18 protein-coding genes are annotated in these 16,927 nt (G+C 61.2%); 12 read left to right on the forward strand and 6 right to left on the reverse strand.

Annotation, left to right across the window (positions count from 1 at the left end):
* The first annotated feature begins 3 nt into the window (after positions 1 to 3).
* The 11 genes from WH87_RS11250 to WH87_RS11300 all read left to right on the forward strand — a co-directional run bounded on the left by WH87_RS11250 (position 4) and on the right by WH87_RS11300 (position 9,182).
* Complete coding sequence (locus tag WH87_RS11250; protein WP_046139081.1) at positions 4 to 1,308, forward strand: hypothetical protein; 1,305 nt, start codon at positions 4 to 6, stop codon at positions 1,306 to 1,308.
* A gap of 141 nt (positions 1,309 to 1,449) precedes the next feature.
* Positions 1,450 to 2,193: a sulfite exporter TauE/SafE family protein gene (locus WH87_RS11255; RefSeq protein ID WP_046139080.1), complete on the forward strand. Its 744-nt coding sequence runs from the start codon at positions 1,450 to 1,452 to the stop codon at positions 2,191 to 2,193.
* Positions 2,194 to 2,225: 32 nt separating this feature from the next.
* The gene (locus WH87_RS11260) at positions 2,226 to 3,137 is read left to right on the forward strand and encodes a LysR family transcriptional regulator (RefSeq protein WP_197410785.1); all 912 of its coding nucleotides are present in this window, start codon (positions 2,226 to 2,228) and stop codon (positions 3,135 to 3,137) included.
* Positions 3,138 to 3,212: 75 nt separating this feature from the next.
* The gene (locus WH87_RS11265; protein ID WP_156458200.1) at positions 3,213 to 3,596 is read left to right on the forward strand and encodes a hypothetical protein; all 384 of its coding nucleotides are present in this window, start codon (positions 3,213 to 3,215) and stop codon (positions 3,594 to 3,596) included.
* 53 nt (positions 3,597 to 3,649) lie between these two features.
* Positions 3,650 to 4,138 carry a copper chaperone PCu(A)C gene (locus WH87_RS11270; protein WP_046139077.1) on the forward strand — a complete coding sequence of 163 codons (489 nt, stop codon included), beginning with the start codon at positions 3,650 to 3,652 and terminating at the stop codon, positions 4,136 to 4,138.
* 3 nt (positions 4,139 to 4,141) lie between these two features.
* Complete coding sequence (locus WH87_RS11275; protein WP_046139076.1) at positions 4,142 to 4,732, forward strand: SCO family protein; 591 nt, start codon at positions 4,142 to 4,144, stop codon at positions 4,730 to 4,732.
* 161 nt (positions 4,733 to 4,893) lie between these two features.
* Complete coding sequence (locus tag WH87_RS11280) at positions 4,894 to 5,820, forward strand: siderophore ABC transporter substrate-binding protein (protein ID WP_245622378.1); 927 nt, start codon at positions 4,894 to 4,896, stop codon at positions 5,818 to 5,820.
* Positions 5,821 to 5,909: 89 nt separating this feature from the next.
* Complete coding sequence (locus WH87_RS11285) at positions 5,910 to 6,872, forward strand: ABC transporter permease (protein WP_046139075.1); 963 nt, start codon at positions 5,910 to 5,912, stop codon at positions 6,870 to 6,872.
* 134 nt (positions 6,873 to 7,006) lie between these two features.
* Positions 7,007 to 7,969, forward strand: coding sequence for an iron chelate uptake ABC transporter family permease subunit (locus WH87_RS11290; RefSeq protein WP_046139074.1), 963 nt, complete (start codon positions 7,007 to 7,009; stop codon positions 7,967 to 7,969).
* On the forward strand, positions 7,966 to 8,724 hold the full coding sequence (locus WH87_RS11295; RefSeq protein WP_046139073.1) for an iron ABC transporter ATP-binding protein: 759 nt from the start codon (positions 7,966 to 7,968) through the stop codon (positions 8,722 to 8,724). The genes WH87_RS11290 and WH87_RS11295 overlap by 4 nt, the downstream gene beginning before the upstream one ends.
* Positions 8,725 to 8,783: 59 nt before the next feature.
* On the forward strand, positions 8,784 to 9,182 hold the full coding sequence (locus WH87_RS11300) for a VOC family protein (protein ID WP_046139072.1): 399 nt from the start codon (positions 8,784 to 8,786) through the stop codon (positions 9,180 to 9,182).
* A gap of 91 nt (positions 9,183 to 9,273) precedes the next feature.
* Here the strand turns inward: WH87_RS11300 and WH87_RS11305 are convergent, their stop codons facing one another.
* From WH87_RS11305 to WH87_RS11315, 3 genes are all read right to left on the reverse strand, one after another.
* Positions 9,274 to 10,467, reverse strand: coding sequence for a YeeE/YedE family protein (locus WH87_RS11305; RefSeq protein ID WP_046139071.1), 1,194 nt, complete (start codon positions 10,465 to 10,467; stop codon positions 9,274 to 9,276).
* Positions 10,468 to 10,530: 63 nt separating this feature from the next.
* Positions 10,531 to 11,460, reverse strand: a complete 930-nt coding sequence (locus WH87_RS11310; RefSeq protein WP_082092656.1) for a sulfurtransferase — start codon at positions 11,458 to 11,460, stop codon at positions 10,531 to 10,533.
* A gap of 172 nt (positions 11,461 to 11,632) precedes the next feature.
* Positions 11,633 to 12,028: a winged helix-turn-helix transcriptional regulator gene (locus WH87_RS11315; RefSeq protein WP_046139737.1), complete on the reverse strand. Its 396-nt coding sequence runs from the start codon at positions 12,026 to 12,028 to the stop codon at positions 11,633 to 11,635.
* Positions 12,029 to 12,155: 127 nt separating this feature from the next.
* Here WH87_RS11315 and WH87_RS11320 point away from each other — a divergent pair, with 127 nt between their 5' ends.
* Positions 12,156 to 12,908 carry an SDR family oxidoreductase gene (locus WH87_RS11320; protein ID WP_046139070.1) on the forward strand — a complete coding sequence of 251 codons (753 nt, stop codon included), beginning with the start codon at positions 12,156 to 12,158 and terminating at the stop codon, positions 12,906 to 12,908.
* 268 nt (positions 12,909 to 13,176) lie between these two features.
* Here the strand turns inward: WH87_RS11320 and WH87_RS11325 are convergent, their stop codons facing one another.
* Genes WH87_RS11325 through WH87_RS11335 form a run of 3 tightly spaced genes read right to left on the reverse strand, consistent with a single transcriptional unit; the run spans position 13,177 to position 16,919 of the window.
* Positions 13,177 to 14,718: a coiled-coil domain-containing protein gene (locus WH87_RS11325; protein WP_046139069.1), complete on the reverse strand. Its 1,542-nt coding sequence runs from the start codon at positions 14,716 to 14,718 to the stop codon at positions 13,177 to 13,179.
* 4 nt (positions 14,719 to 14,722) lie between these two features.
* Positions 14,723 to 15,661, reverse strand: a complete 939-nt coding sequence (locus tag WH87_RS11330; protein WP_046139068.1) for a DUF6384 family protein — start codon at positions 15,659 to 15,661, stop codon at positions 14,723 to 14,725.
* 31 nt (positions 15,662 to 15,692) lie between these two features.
* Positions 15,693 to 16,919 (reverse strand): hypothetical protein, encoded by a 1,227-nt coding sequence (locus WH87_RS11335; protein WP_046139067.1) that lies wholly within the window; start codon positions 16,917 to 16,919, stop codon positions 15,693 to 15,695.
* Positions 16,920 to 16,927 lie beyond the last annotated feature (8 nt).

Here is a 16,927-nt window from a genome sequence, read left to right on the forward strand (position 1 = left end):
AGCATGCGTTTAGCCGTTCTTGCCGCCGTCCTGCTTGTCACCACGCCAACTCTGGCCGTCGAGGCGGTGACCTACAAGGGCACGCTGGGTAATCTTGAAATTCTGGCTGAATTGGCGTCGCCGGCACGCGGCAGCCTAGTTGGGCGCTACAGCTACCTCAACAAGGGCGGCGACATTCCGCTCGATCTGCTGGAGGGCGCCAATGGCGAAATCCGCATGGCCGAGGAAGCGCCGTGTACAGTGACCACCTGCGTTGCCGACAGCAATGGCGACGTCACCGACAAGCCGATTGGCGCAACCTGGACGCTGACCCAGTCACGCGATGGCGCAACGCTCACCGGCACCTGGCAGGGCGCGGGCAAGGACGGCAAGTCATTCCCGATCAAGCTGGAACGCATAGGTGATCGCGAGCTGCCTGAAGGCACTGTGCTGACGCCCTATGGCATCTATGACAGTATCTCCATGCTGACCTATGACGGCGACGAGATCTTTGCGCCCCATACTGCGCCCTATGATTTCGCCAAATCGGAAGTGGTGATGGATGCTGGACCTGAGGAGACGCTGGAGGGTTCCACCTTCCGCTATGTCACCGATCCGCGCACCAAATTCGCCTTCCCGCGCGTGCTGGAACTGGCCGATGGTTCGTCGACAAAGATGATCAATGAGGCGCTGGAACGCCGCCATGCGCAGCTGAACTATTCTGCCTTTGACTGTCTGGCGCAGGCCTATGCCGGGTTTGGCGCCAACCAGAATACCGCGGGCATGGAAACCGGCACGCTGGGCGGCTGGGATGAAGAGAGCGTCGTACTGGGCTATCTATCCCCGACCGTGATCAACTGGACCGAGTCCGGCAGCACCTATTGCACGGGGGCCCATCCCGACAATCACAGCTACACCACCATTCTGGACGTGGAGACCGGCGAAGCTCTGCCACTGGCCAAGGTGTTCAAGGATTGGGTTGCTACCGGCAGCATGGACGATTACGGCGCCGAGGTGGATCAGTCCGTCGCGATCGACAATCCCAGCCGGTATTTCTGGGCCGCAGACAAGGCGCTGGTCGACTATGTCATCGCCAATCGCACGCCGGCCGAAGACAGCGAATATGAAGAACAGTGCGGTATCGACGAGCTGATCGCCAGCAATCTTGGCATGCGCTTTGCCCCCGGCGATCAGGTGGTGTTCTCGCTCGATGGACTGCCCTTCGTCAGCTTCGCCTGCACCATGGATCTGCTGACCGTCAAACTCGCTGCGATCCCCCAGTTGCTGGCACCAACGGCCAGTGAGTACTTCCCTGACCTCAAGCCGTAACTGACCCATTGAGCGGTTGCCCCGGCAGGGGTGACCGCTCGTTGCGCACCAGCCAGCGGCTCCCGGCACCCCCTCATGCCGTATCCGTTCTAGTCCGACTGCCGCGACAAGCGCACAAGTCGCGGGACAACGGAGCGAGCAATGAGCGTCTGGATTGGTGCAGTGATGGTGGGGGCGGTGTTCTTCACCTCAACACTGTCGGGCATTTTCGGCATGGCGGGCGGGTTGATCCTGCTGGCCATTCTGCTGTCCATCATGCCGGTAGGTACGGCCATTGCCGTGCAGGGCGCCATCCAGATCATTTCCAATGGGTCGCGCGCCTTCCTGTCCCGCGCCTTTATCGACTGGCGCGTGCTGGGCACGATTTGCCTCGGTCTCCTGACCGCCGGCATTCTGTTGTTCATCCTGCGGTACACGCCATCGCTGGCCACTGTCTGTATCGTCATTGGCCTGATGCCGATCCTGGTCTGGATTCCGCGCGATTGGCTGGCACTCGACGCCAGTAAGCCCCTCCATGCTTTCATCTGCGGCTTTGTCGGCGGCGGCCTCAATCTGGCGGTGGGGGTGTCGGGGCCAACCATCGACATTTTCTTTATCCGTACGCCAATGGATCGTCGCAAGATCGTTGCCACCAAGGCGGCCACGCAGGTCATCTCGCATGGCGCCAAGGTGGTGTTTTACTGGAACGCCACTATGGTTCTGACCCCTGGCGAATGGATCGCCGTGCTGATAGCCGCGCCCTTCGCCATTGGCGGCGCCAATGTCGGGTTCTGGGTGCTACAGCGCCTCAGTGACGCCAATTTCAAGCGCTGGACGCGTTGGATCGTTACCGCTGTGGGGATTTTCTATATGTCGCGCGGCATTTCCTTGGCTTTCGGCGCTTGATGGCTATTGTGCCGATCATCTGGGGAGATGACATGGCACCGTTCGATAGCGTCACCGCACGCCTGATTTTGCTGTTGGCAGAGACCGGCTCTATTGGCCGCGCCGCGGAGCGAGAGGGCATAGCCTCATCCGCCGTCAGCCGCCGCGTGTCAGACCTTGAGAGCCGGTTGGGTGTGGTGCTGTTTGATCGCTCGGCGCAGGGCGTCAAGCTGACCACGGCGGGACAGGCCTATGCCGAAGGCTGCCGGGCGGTGTTGCGCTCGATTGCCGATCTCGACGCGGTCATGGCGGAGTTCGGTTCGGGCCAGCGCGGCAGTCTTCGTCTCGCCTGCACCAGCTCGGCCCTGACAGGTCGCCTGCCTGAGTTGTTGGCGAAATATGCGGCCGCCCATCCCGGTATTGTGCTCGATATTCAGGAAATGGGCGCGGCCAAGGGGCTGGTGGCGCTGGACGAGGGCAGGGCGGATATCGCTATTGTCTCGGACAATTACGACTTCACCCGTTTTGAAGTGCGTCCCTTCGAGGATGATCGCGTCTGGGTGCTCGCGCCGCCCGATCATCCGCTCGCGGCCAGCATTCAGCCGCGCAAGGATATTCTCTTCGAGACGGTTATCGACCACGCCATCGTTGGCATCCACCACGCCGGATCGCTGGATCGCCTGGTGGGCGATGCGGCCAAGAAAGCGGGAAAGCCGCTGATTGAAAATGTGCGCGTTGAAAGTTTTCCCGCGCTGGTGCGGATGGTCGAGGCGGATTTCGGCGTCGGCTTCCTGCGCTCGACCAGCCTCCATTTGCTCGCGGGAACTGACCTCGTCTGCGCCCCGCTGGCCGAGCCCTGGGCCCTGCGCCAATTGCTCGTCGCCCGCCGCAAGTCGAGCCCGCTTTCGGCGGCGATGAAAAGCTTTATCGCGCTTTGCAACGACACCTATTCGCCGTCGGTGTAACCGCGGTGGGCGGGAACGTATCGCCGCGACATTTCGGCTCTTCCGTCAGTCCGCTGCCCGTCCTATGAGAGTGCCATGCACCAGTCACGTAGCATAGCGCGAGAGATCGGGACGGCTTTTGCCGTGCTGGCTATCTATCTGCTGACCATTCTGGCGCCGATGCATCAGGCGCGCGCCAGCCAGCTCGACTTTGCAGCGCTGGGCTACCAAACCGAACAAACCGGTTGGGTGCTGTGTAATCCGGCAAACACCGGCGAGCAGGATCGCGACGTTCTCGTCGCCAAGTGTCCCGCAGCCGGTATTGGCAAAAACGATGTTCTGGCGCCCAGCACGCTGGCATTGCCGGTTCACGTACCGCTGGCATCGCTTGCGGCACCATTGCCTGCCTATGTTGCGGTGTTTGATCCGGCGCCTGCCGCGCCACCCAATGGGTCGCGCGCACCCCCGGCACAGGTCTGATCTGCCGCCCGTTCTCGGGCCAATCCAGTTCACGTCTATCCGGAAGTCTAATCATGATCCGTTTTGCCCGCGCCGCCGCCCTGGCCGCCATTCTGCTCGTCACCCCAGCCTTCGCCCATGATGGCGTTGTTCACCTGGGCGATATCAACATCTCCAAGCCGTTCAGTCGCGCGACCCTGCCCAATGCTCCCGTTGGCGGTGGCTTTTTGACCATCGAAAACACCGGCGCCGAGGCCGATACACTGGTGTCCGTGAAAGCCGTCGAAGATGTGTCTGGCGATGTGCAGATCCACACTATGGCCATGGAAGGCGACGTCATGAAGATGCGTCAGCTGGCCGATGGCATCGAGATCCCGGCTGGTGAAACCGTGGTGCTGGCGCCCGGCGGCGCGCACATCATGTTCATGGGGCTCAAGCAGCGCTTTGTTGAAGGCGAAACCGTCAAGGTTACGCTGACTTTTGCCAAGGCCGGTTCGGTCGAGGTCGACTTGCCAGTTCTCGGCGCCGCCGCCGATGGCGCAGCCTCGCACGAAGGACACTAAGCCATGAATATCAAGACGGTTCGCATCTGGCTTTGGGTTGCTGTCGGCGTGCTCGCCATCACGGCGGGTGCAGGGGCTTTCTTCCTGCGGCCGCAACAGGCTGCATCCGGCTTTGGCGTCGGCACTTACGCGCTGGTTGATCAGCACGGCAATGCGGTCGATCAGACCATGTTCCAGGGTCACCCCTCGGCCCTGTTCTTTGGCTTCACCCATTGCCCCGAAGTGTGCCCGACCACGATGGCCGAAATGGCTGGCTGGTATGAGTCGCTCGGCGATGAAGCCAAGACCCTCAAGGCCTATTTCGTCACCATCGACCCCGAGCGCGATACGCCTGCTGTCCTCGGCGATTATGTCAGCTGGATCAGCGATCGCATCACCGGCATTTCCGGCTCGCCCGAAGAAATCGCCAAGATCGCCAAGGCCTGGGGCGTCTATTATGCCCAGGTGCCGCTGGATGATGGCGGTTACACCATGGACCACACGGCCTCGGTGTTCCTGATCGACTCCAAGGGCGATTTCCAGGGCACCATCGCCTATCGCGAAGACAACAAGACGGCCCTCGGCAAGCTGCGTAATCTCATCGCCAAATCTTAACTCTGCGATCCGGGTCGGCTTTGGTCGGCCCGGTCAACCCTAAAGATGATCAGATTCGTCATCTTAACTTTTGACTCTCTGGTTTCTGGTCGGTACGAAATCCGGACACGCGCCCTCACCATAAGGCGCCTCCCCTTTCGCGATACCGGATTGGAAGCCCCGTGCACACATTCACCCGTACTCCCGCTCTTGTCGCTGCGCTCGTCGCTGGCGCCATGTCCATGACCGCTCTGGCCGCTGTGGCACAGGAAAAGGTCATCACCCACCCACAGGGCGAGACCACCATATCGGGCGTGCCCTCGAAGGTTCTGACCTCTGATTGGGCAACCTTTGACAATCTGCATGCTCTCGGCGTGCCTGTTGCTGGCGTGCCTGCATCGAACGCACCAAGCTATCTGAGCGGTTTCGTCGATGCGGATGCCCTGCAGATCGGCTCGCTGTTCGAGCCTGATTTCGAAGGCATTGCCGCTTCCGAATCCGACATTTATTTCGTCGCCGCACGCTCGGCCAAGGCCTATGAAACCGCCAAGGACATCCTGCCAACGGTCGACCTGTCGATCAGCAATGGCGCGATTATCGAAGGCGTTGAAGCCAATATCACCAAGCTCGGCGATATCTTCGGCCTCGAAGCTAAGGCCAAGGAACTCAACGACGCGCTCAATGCCAAGGTCGCAGAGGTCAAAGCCGCAGCCGAAGGCAAGGGCAATGCGCTCGTGCTGGTGACCAATGCGGGCAATATCGGCGTCTATGGCCCCGATTCCCGCGTGTCCTGGATCTACAATGAAGTCGGTATCGAATCCGCTATGCCGAAGGTCGTCGATGGCGACCATGGTGGCGACACCGTCTCGTTCGAGTTCATCCTCGAAACCAATCCTGATTGGCTGTTCGTTGTCGATCGCGATGCCGGCACCGGTGAAACCGCTGGCGCTGCAGCAGCCCTGCTCGACAACGAGCTGGTCAACCAGACCAAGGCTGCCAAGGAAGGCCACATCGTCTACCTCGATCCACAGGCCGCTTACATCACCATGCACGGCTATTCCGGCGTGATGCTGCTTCTCGATCAGGTTTTGGCTGGCCTCAACAGCTAAGTCTCAAGGGCGCTCTGCGCCGCGCCAGACCCGGCGGCCGCAAGGCTGGCCGGGTTTGGCTGTTTTATTGAACGCGAGGTAATCGACCCGTGCGCTGGCTGCTTTTGGCATTCGTGGTGACGCTCATTCTGGCGGTGATCAGCCTGTTTGTGGGCGTCAGTGACGTGTCGATCGGCGCACTGCTGTCTTCGAGCGCTGAAGATCGGCCGATGCAGGTGCTCCTGATTAGCCGCATTCCGCGCACGCTCGCCATCGTGCTGTCCGGCGCGTCGATGGCCATTGCCGGCCTCGTGATGCAGATGGTGGTGCGCAACCGCTTCGTCGAACCCTCGACGGCGGGCACCACGGAATCGGCAAGCCTCGGTTTTCTCGTCATTACGCTACTGGCCCCCGGCTGGCCGCTGATCGGCAAGATGGGCGTTGCGGCTGTCTTCGCCATGGCCGGTACGGCGCTGTTCCTGCGCATCCTGCGCGCGGTGCCGCTGCGCGATGTGATGCTGGTGCCGTTGGTCGGCATCATGCTGGGCGGTATTATCGGCGCCATCACCACCTTCTTTGCCTATCGCTTTGGACTTCTGGCGTCGCTGCTGGCCTGGAACATGGGCGACTTCTCCGGCATCATGCGTGGGCGCTATGAACTGCTGTGGATTGGCCTCGCCTGTGCGGTCGTTGCCTATATCGCCGCCGATCGCTTCACTGTTGCCGGCATGGGCCGAGACTTCACCACCAATCTGGGCCTAAACTATCAGCGCGTCATGGTGCTGGGGCTGGTCATCGTTTCGGTGGTGAGCGCGGTGGTGCTGGTCTCGGTTGGCTCGATCCCGTTCCTCGGCCTGATTGTGCCCAATGTCGTCAGCCTCATGGTGGGCGACAACATGCGCCGAACCGTCCCCTGGGTGGCCATTTCTGGCGCAGGCTTTGTCCTGGCCTGCGATATTCTGGGTCGCGTCATCCGCGCACCTTATGAGATTCCGATCAGCGTCGTCGTCGGCGTCATCGGCAGCATGGTGTTCCTCTATCTCCTGCTGAGGACGCGCCGCAATGCAGCCTGAGTCACTGAACCTGTTCCCCACCCACAGCGTCATTCCCGCGAAAGCGGGAATCTCCCTTATGGGACGCAAGAGGGATTCCCGCTTTCGCGGGAATGACGCTGTGGCAGTTGGCATCGTTGAAGGGGAGGATTGCTATGCCCACTAAGCTTTCCCGCCCAGCCCTCGTGCTGATCATCCTTTCTGTGCTCGCCCTCATCTCCATCGTCGCCTTCATGACGCTGGGCGCCAAGGGGAGCTGGAGCTTTGTGCTGCCCTTCCGCGGCAAGAAGCTGCTCTCGCTGGTGCTGGTGGCCTATGCCGTTGCGCTCTCGACCGTGCTGTTCCAGACCGTCACCAACAACCGCATCCTGACCCCCTCGATCATGGGCTTTGACGCGCTGTATGTGCTGATCAAGACCGGCGTCGTGTTCTTCCTCGGCGTTGGCGCGCTGACCTCGCTCAATGTGCAGGTGCAGTTCGGCATCGAAGTGCTGGTCATGGTCGGCTTCTCGGGCCTCTTGTTCCGGTGGTTGTTTGTCGGGCAGGAGCGGAGCCTCCATCTCTTGGTGCTGGTCGGCATTGTCTTTGGCATTCTGTTCCGCAGCCTCAGCCAGTTCATGCAGCGCATGCTCGATCCCAATGCGTTCAACGTGCTGGCCGATACGTTCTTTGCCAGCTTTGCCACCACCGACGCCTCGCTCCTTCTGGTCTCGACCATCATCGTTGGCGTCGTCACGCTGATCCTGCTGCGCATGCTGCACACCTTCGATGTGCTCTCGCTGGGGCGGGCGCAGGCGATCAATCTCGGCGTCGATTACAAGCGGACTGTGGTCACCATTCTGGTGATGGTGTCAGTGCTGGTGGCGGTCTCGACCGCCCTGGTTGGTCCCATTACCTTCTTTGGCTTGCTGGTCGCCAGCCTCGCCCATGGCCTCGTGGGCAATAGCCGCCACAAATACATCCTGCCCGCTGCCGTGCTTTTGGCAGTGACCTGCCTCGTCGGTGGCCAGACCGTGCTGGAACGCCTGTTTGCCTTTGATACGGCCCTCTCGATCATCATCGAATTCCTGGGCGGCATCGTCTTTATCTATCTCATCCTGCGGAGAGCTGCCCGATGATCGTCACCGCTGACGTCACCAAGAACTATGGCTCCTCCTGCGTGGTCGATGGCGTGACCCTGTCGCTACCCAAGGGCGGCATCACCTCGATCATCGGCCCCAATGGCGCGGGCAAGTCGACGCTGCTGTCCATGGTCAGTCGCCTGATGGATATGGACAAGGGCACCGTCACCGTCGACGGGCTCGACGTCACCAAGACCCCCAGCGACGTGCTGGCGCGCCGCCTGTCCATCCTGCGGCAGGACAATCACATGACAGCCCGCCTCACCGTGCATGATCTGGTGTCGTTCGGGCGCTACCCCTATTCCAAGGGCCGTCTGACCGTTGAAGACAAGCGCCATATCGACGAGGCCATCGGCTATCTGAACCTCAATGATCTCTCCGGCCGGTTTCTCGATGAACTCTCCGGTGGGCAGCGGCAGCGCGCGTTCGTCGCCATGGTTCTGTGCCAGGACACCGATTATGTCCTGCTCGACGAGCCGCTCAACAATCTCGACATGAAGCATGCCATGGGCATGATGAAGCTGCTGCGGCGCGCGGCCAATGAACTCGGCAAGACCGTGGTGCTGGTGCTGCACGACATCAATTTTGCCTCCTGGTATTCCGATTACATCGTGGCGATGAAGAACGGGAAGGTGGCCCACGAAGGCCCCGCCGCCGCTATCGTCACGCCCGATGTGCTATCCGATGTCTATGAAATGGACATCAAAGTGCATGAAATCGGCGGCCAGCGCGTCAGCCTTTATTACGAATAGGGCTTTCCGGGGCGGGCTTGGCCCGTGCTAAGGCAAGGGCCAGCACAGGAATCACGATCATGAAGCCATCCATCGCCATCATCACCATCGGTGTCGACGACCTCGAGCGCGCCTTTTCGTTCTATCGCGCGCTGTTCGATATCAGCGACGAACAGATTGGCGCAGGCGAAGACCATGTGGCCTTCTTCTTTGACGACGCGTTTTCCTTCGTGCTGTTCCCGCGCGAGCAGATTGCCGAGACCGCTGGCAAGGAGGTGGCTGTCGCCGGTACGCCCGGCTTCGTGCTCAGCCACCGCGCCAGCAGCCCCAAGGAAGTCGATGAGATCCTCGACAAGGTCCTGATCGCCGGAGGCGCGATCATCACCGGCGGCACGGAGTCCGAATGGGGCTATTCAGCCTATTTCGAAGACAGCGAAGGCAATGTCTGGGAGCTGATGGCGACCCCGCCAGCAAACTGATTTTCCCCTGGCCCTCATGGTGAGCCTGTCGAACCACGAGGGAACACTGTTCGTGCCACAACCTCGTCCTTCGACACGCTCAGGATGAGGTTTACTGGATGGCAAAACGGCGCGCCCACACCCTTGCTACGGCCCAGGCCGCTGCAATGCCCAGTGTCATGGCGACGAGGAACACCCAGCCCGAGAGCGATCCGGCCTGGATGCCCGACAGCAGCACGCCGACCGTGCAGCCAAGCGCCGTCATCGCGCCCCAGCCCAACAATACGCCGCCAACCAGCCCGCGCGCCACATCGCGCCCGGTGAGGCGGCGCGGGTGGAACTGGTTGGCCAGTAACGACGTGATGAATGCGGCGGCGATCAGCCCGATAACAAAGAGCCCGTTATTGGACAGCAGCGCCTCCTTGATGACGGTGGCGCAGCCCCGCAACCCATCGAGACCAAACAGCGTGCTCGGTAGAACCGACCAGGCCGTGCCCGCCGTGCGTACGATGCTGCCCAGTTCGGCGGTGACGCCCAGCGGCGCGACGCGGAAATAGGCGAGGGTGGAGATAATGCCCACCAGCGTACCCGCCACAACGGCGGGCCAGCGGATGATGAACAGGCGTTGGATAGCCGAGGCGAGCGTCAGCCCGGATTGCTCTTGCGTCGCGACCGGACGCGCCCACCACAGTGCGGCAATCGCCAGTGCCGCAATCAAAGCCAGGGTCAGCACTAGTCCACCGGCATAATCGAGATGGTTGGGCAGCCAGAGCACGAAGGCATTGGAGGTGATGGCGAGGAATAGCGGGTTCCACGTCAAAAAGCCCAACCCAAAGCCAAGCGCCGCGCCGATGATGGCAAAAGGCGAAATGACGGAGCCTTCGGCCAGCCGATAGAAATGGGCCGACAGGCACGAACCCGAAATCGCCATGCCCAGACCAAAGGCAAAAGCGGCGATGACCAGCGTGATGCTGACAGGGCCAATATGAGCCGTCGGCGGCAAACGTCCGGGGGCAGGGGTGGGCAACCAGGCGCCAAAAATGGCGGTATAGCCAATGGCCCCAACCGCGAGCGCCACCAGAATGGCAATGACGCCAGCGGCCTCGCGCCGCTCCACCAGATCGCGGAAATTGCAATAAAAGCAGAAGCGCGAGCGCTGCAGCACCGCGCCGAACGCCGCGCCGATGGCCAGCGAAAAGGCCAATGGCCGCCCTTCGGGACCTCCGGCATTGAGCACGAGAAAGCCGGCTACGAGGCCGACGGCGATCAGGGCAGGAATGCCGAAGCGAATGGCAGGATTGGTCATGCGTCCTCACGAGAAAACGGGCGCCCGGAGGCGCCCGCTACTATGCCTTGATTCGATGTTTGATCAGATCTTGCCCCAGACGGTGCCCGATGGGTTGTCGATCGGCACGCCAACGGCATTGCCATATTCGGTCCACGAGCCGTCATAGTTGCGCACTTCGTAGCCAAGGATGCGGCTCAGCACGAACCAGGTGTGGCTGGAGCGCTCGCCAATGCGGCAATAGGTGATGATCGGCTTGGAGCCGTCGATGCCGAGGGCGGCGAAAGCAGCTTTCAGATCGTCGGCGGACTTGAAGGTACCGTCTTCATTGACCGCACCACCCCATGGGAAGTTCACGGCGCCCGGAATGTGGCCGGCGCGGATTGAAAGCTCCTGCACGCCCTCTGGCGCGAAGATTTCGCCGCTATATTCCTTGGGGCCACGGATATCGACCAGCGACACGTCCGCGCCGCCTTCAACGACGTCGAGCACGTCAACCAGACGCGCGCGAAGGTCTGCGGGCTGCTCTGGCAGCTCAATAGCCGAGGCTGCGTATTCCGGCGTTGCAGTATCGAGCGGCAGGCCCTGAGCTTCCCAGAGCTTGCGGCCGCCATCGAGCAGCTTCACCTCGCCCAGACCGTGAATGTCGAACACCCACGCACCCCAGGCGGCAAACCAGTTATTGTTGTCGCCATAGAGAACGACAGTGGTGTCTTCGCCAACGCCAGCTGCCTGGAGCAGGGCTTCGAAGTTTTCGCGGCTGACGATGTCGCGACGGATCGGGTCGACGAGGTCGGTGTGCCAGGCCAGATTGACCGCGCCAGGGATATGGCCGCGCTCGTATACTCCGGTGTCGACGCTGACTTCGAAGATGCGCACGTCTGGGTTGGATAGATTTTCTTCAACCCACGCTGCAGTAACCAGTGGGCCTTCCTGTGCTACTGCGCCGAAGGACAGTCCAGTCAAAATTGCTGCACTTGTCGCGCTCGCAAGAAGTCTTAGTGTTGGTCGCATATTGCCCCGCTCCATTATCATCGACGGCCAACCCGCCCGTTTCTAATGGTCGGCAATCACAGTGATATTGGCAAAGCATGAGGGGCTAAATTGCCCGTTCGTGCAGAAAATATGTGTCGCGCCAGCGGTTTGCTGAGCAAATCAATTCCTAGCGGCTTAGTCGTCTAATCTGTCAGGCTCCGCCATTACGTTCGCTAAACGCTTTCCGGCTGTCTTCGATTTGTGCGTGATGGGCCTCTGCCCATTCCCACACGCCACAAAATGCTGCGCTGAGGCCGCGCCCCATCTCGGTCAGGCTGTAATCGACATGCGGTGGAATGACGGGATGCACGATGCGCAGGACGAGGCCGTCGGCCTCCATCTGGCGCAGCGTCTTTGTCAGCATCTTCTGGCTGATATCGCCAACCTTGCGCCCCACATCGGTGAAGCGCAGCGTGCCGTGTTCCTCCAACGCCTCCAGAATGAGCATGGTCCACTTATCGGCCACCTTGCCAATGATGTCGCGCACCAACCCGTCCAATGCTGGATCGAGGGCTTTGGCAGCCCGATTTTCGCTCCAGGCGTAGATTTTTGGGCTGTTAGTGCCTTGTGACAATTACACTCTCCTTTTGGTGTGTATCGAACTTTCGAGCGCGTACTTACCAGCGTGCAGTGTGCGGCATATATTGGCTTCACGCAAGATCAAGGAGCTTTCCATGCAGACCACGGGCAATACCATCCTCATCACCGGCGGCGGTTCGGGCATTGGCCGCGGCCTCGCCGAAGCCTTTCACCGCCAGGGCAATCAGGTGATCATTTCGGGTCGTCGTCAGGCTGCGCTCGATGCCGTCGTCGCGGCCAATCCCGGCATGGCGGCTTTCACCGTCGACATGACCGACAAGGCCAGCATTGCTGGTCTGGCAGCGCAGGTCATCGCGGCCTTCCCCGCGCTCAATGCCGTCATCAACAATGCCGGGATTATGGTGGACGAAGATCTGACCGGCGCGCCCGGCTATCTGGACATCGCCGAGGACACTATCGCCACCAATCTATTGGGGCCAATCCGGCTGACGGCGGCGCTGCTGCCGCATTTCCTGGCGCAGCCCAAGGCGACGATTATGACCGTCTCGTCCGGGCTGGCCTTCGTGCCCAAGGCCGGCACGCCCACCTACAGCGCCACCAAAGCCGCGATCCACTCCTATTCGGTTTCGCTCCGCCACCAGTTGCGCGACACAGTGGTCGAGGTGCTGGAAATCGCACCGCCTTATGTGCAGACGTCCTTGCAGGGTGAACAGCAGGCCAACGATCCCAATGCCATGCCTCTGGCGGACTACATTGCCGAGACGTTCGAGCTGCTGGCCAATCCACCTGAAAGCGGCGAAATCCTCGTGCAACGCGTCCACCCCCTCCGCTTCGCCGAGCAGACCGGCAATGGCGCTAAGGTGTTCGGGTTTATCAATCCGGTGTGAGTTGGCTATAACCCCAATGAGACCTCATCCTGAGCCCGTCGAAGGACGAGGTCGGGATGCGCTCCACCCGCACCACCTCGTGGTTCGACAGGCTCACCATGAGGTCTTCTGGGGATCGTGCGACATGGCCAGCTCCATCGCCGCGCTGTCCTCGGGCTTGACACGAGGACCATTCGCCGCGTGTGGTTCGCTGAGAGTGGCCCTCGGATCAAGTCCGAGGACAGCCCGGTGATTTTGGAGGGTAGCTCAATCTAAGCGGCGTCTAGCTCTAGAACCCGCCGCCTGTCTTGAACCCACCAGAATTACGGGTGCCGCTGGAGCCGGTGCGGGGGCGGGAAAAGCCGCCGCCGCCGGAATTACCACCCGATGGGCGCGACCAGCCGCCGCCAAAACCGCCTGTTGGTGGGCGCGGCTTGGAGTTCGAGCCGCCGCCACCAAAGCTGGAATCGGGCCAGTTGAACGTGCTGCCGCCATTATCGGGCCAGGGCGAGCTGGAGCGCTGACGGGTATTGTTGGCGCCGCCACCAGAGTTCCAGTTCTGGCTACGCTGCCACTGGTCCCAATAGGATGCGGCCGAAATTCCGCCGCGCAGGAAGTCGTTAAGCATGTCGCTGACGAGCCGGTCTTCACCAAAGGTGGAGCGAGGATCGTCAAAGCCCTGCTTTTTGAACTCCCACTGAATGTCCTCGAGCTCGCGGCGGCGGGCGGCCAGCGTTTTGAGGCGCTCTTTCTGCTCGCGCGTCTCGGCCTCTTCGTCCTTGGCGCGGACGCGCGCATCGTCGATCTGCGCAACGATGGTATCGTCCTGCCCCGTGCGAGTGAGGCGCGCTTCGGCCAGAAGGGTCTGGATGTCCTCGCGCCCCAGCGCGGTTGCGAGCTCCGCCAGCGCGCTTTCAAACACCGGATTGCCCCCTTGCGACAGCACGCCGAGTGTCTTGGCGGCTTCGTCGCGCTGGTCTTCGGCCGTCACGATCTGTGCATCGAGCGCGGCGATGCGCTTTTGCGATGCTTCCATCGCCGCGCGGATCGGCTTGCCACCGGCAGCATCGATAGCCGCTGTCTGCAAAGCCTCGACTTCAGCCTGTGCCGCCTTGGCGATCTCGATCTGCCGCTCGGCATGCTCGCGCAGGCGCAACGGAATTTCGTTGAGCATGGCAAAGTTGGGCCGTGCCTTGATGAAGCCGACAATGTTGGCGACCAGACTATCGAGGTAGCGGATGAAATTGTTGGCGCGGTAGTTGGACGTGCCATAGCCCGCGTCCCACAGATACATGAACAGCGTATCGTCGCGATATGGCTTGCCCTTGGCGTCGCGATCGGCCTCTGCCTGCTCGGTCTTGGCCATCGATTGATTGGCGATATCGGTCAGCTCGCTCGCTTCCTTGCGCTTGGCGGCATAGGCCGGGTCCTGCGCAATGGTGTCGGCGAGGCGATTGGCCAGCGCCTTCAGCTCGCCCTGCTGGGTTTCGAGTTCCTTGAGCGCTTCAGCGCGTTGCGCTGTCAGCGTTCCCAAAGCCTCGTCGCCTGCGGCCACAGCCTTTTCGGCCTGGCTCAAATCCTTGGCATGGGACTTGAGCATTTCACGGGCGCGGAGTTCGGCGGACGAAATGCGCCCATCCAGCTCGCTTTGAACTGTCGGATCGAGCCGCAGCTGCGCCAGCTGGCGAAACAGCTCCGCTTCGCTTTCCTTGATCTTGGAGACGCGATCGGCCGAGCGCGCTAGGCGCTTGGAGATTTCGTCCTCCTCGCGCCTGATGTCGCGCATTGCCTCGTCGAGCGAGGCCAGGGCTTGTGGTCCACGAATGCTCATTGCCCTACCACCGCGTCACTGCGCCGCCGAGAACCGGCATACTGTATTCGACATCGAGGAAGCCGTCGGCCTTGCGACCCACTTCATTGCCCTGGATGATGCCATCGTCCTGCTTGTCGGCGGCAACGGCATTGTAGACCGTCTCCGGCACGCGCAGGCCCCACATGTTGACGTTTTCGGTGGTGCCGGTTTCCTCGTTGAGGATCGGCAGCGTCAACGGATTGCCACCGTCGCCAATCGCCTCCACCACAATGTAGTAATTGGTGGCTTCGGTGTTGATCTCGGGGAAAGTCCAGAAGCCCGATCGGACGTCCGACCGGTTGACCACACGCAATGTGTACTGCAGGCGCAATCGATCGCGCAGTGCAGTCAGATCGGTTACCGCCTTTTCAGCGCCAACGCGATTGCCTTCGGCCGCAAAGGCCTTGCCGCGAGTGCGCAGCGCCTCGGCCTGAACGACCGCCTGCTGCACTTTGGTTTCTTCGTAGATGGTCTGGTAGAGGCTATCCATCTGCGCGGGCAGGCCAACGGCCAGCTCCTGCTGCGCTTGACGTGCCTGTCCGGCCTCATAGGGGCGATAGACGCCAAAATAGCCGATCGCGCCGACGATGAGCGCCAGCACCAGCGCAGCGACAGGCTTGCCCCAGCGCTTGCGGCCCACATAGATGCGCGCCATCGACGCGCCAAAGCTGGGCTTGGGCGGATCATAGACAAAACGGCTTTCCGCCAACGCAGCCACGCCCTCTTTGAGGATATGGTCGGGCACTTCGATGCCCTGCTGGTGGTAAATGTCGCGCAGCTTTTCGATCAGCTGCTGCTCGCGGGTCACGCCCGCAAGCTCACGTGTTGCCAAGTCCTGCCGGTGACGGAGCGTGTCGACCACGTCCATCGCCAGCATGACTTCATCCAGGGGCGCAGCGGATTTCGCTGTCACGTCACTCATTGTTGGCGTTCACCCGTGGTTCCTGCCTCGCTTAGTTCTTGGTGTCGAGCAGCAGCGCATTGCCTTCGGCGGCGAGAGCCGCAAGGCGGCGCTTGCCGTCTTCCACTGCATCGCGGATTTCGGCCGAATTCTTGGTTGAGGCCACGCGCATCTCATTGATGATGGTGCGGCTCTTTTCCTGGAAGTTGACGACGGAGTCGACGAGCTTCTTGACCGCATCGGCGCGCACGGTCGGGCCATAACCAGCGCGAACGGCTTCCTCCTGCACCTTGTCGCCAATCTCGGAGAGCGTCTCGAGGCTCTTGCTCATCCCTTCCTTCATGGCGTTGAGGGTCTGGGTGGATTCATGCAGGCCAAACATGCCGGTGAACGAAGCCGAAAGGGCGGTCAGGACGGTCTCGTTGGTTGAAAAGAAAGAGATCGACTGCTGATAAACGCGCTCCTTGGCATTGGTCGTCTGCATCAGACGCGCCATCACCACTTCGGAGGTGTTGTAGGAAATGGTCAGATTGTCCGAGAGGTCCTTGGCGATCTGGTAGCGCTTTTCCTCATTCTGCATGTCGCGCAGCTTCTCGTCGCGGTCCATTTCGAGGCGCGCGCGATCTGCCGGAACCGTGCCGGCATAACCAGCGACTGCGGCCAACGACGTCTGCAGGATGTTCTTTTTTTCTTCGAGGCGCTTTTCAGCGGTTTCCAGCACTTCGAGCGCCATCACTTCGGACTGCTTCAGCGCGCCACGGAAGTCGCGATAGGCTTCCAGAATAGTCTGCTCGCGGTCGATCTGGTCCTTGGTGTCCTTGGTGACGTCGAGATAGACGTCGCGGATCTTGTTGAAGCGGGTGGCGATGTCGCCCCGGCTGACCTTCATCCACACATTGGAGACGCGCTCGAACAGATCGATCTTGTTGTCGGCCAACTGGTCGACCATGCCCTTGGCGTCGTCGCGGATGGAATCGAAGCCCTTGGTGATGTCTTCGTAGCGCTCACCGATCTTCATGGCCGAGACCTGCTCGCGCACCACTTCGTTAAAGGCGCTAGCCTGGCTCAGCGTGCGGCCGATCAACACGACGCGGGTTTCGTCCAGCTCGGTGATCTGGCTGAGCAGGCCGGTGATCGGCTGCTCGCCCTGCTGTTCGGGCCAGATGCCCAGATCGCGGATGGCCGTGACCGCACGGTCCAGATACTGCAAAGGCTTTTCGGTAATCGCGGCGAGTGGCGCCGTGTCGGTTGGCTGAGCAGTGGTCACTTCATTGGCCATTCTGTTAG

Origin of the sequence: Devosia epidermidihirudinis (genome assembly GCF_000971295.1) — a bacterium.
Classification (GTDB): Bacteria; Pseudomonadota; Alphaproteobacteria; order Rhizobiales; family Devosiaceae; genus Devosia; species Devosia epidermidihirudinis.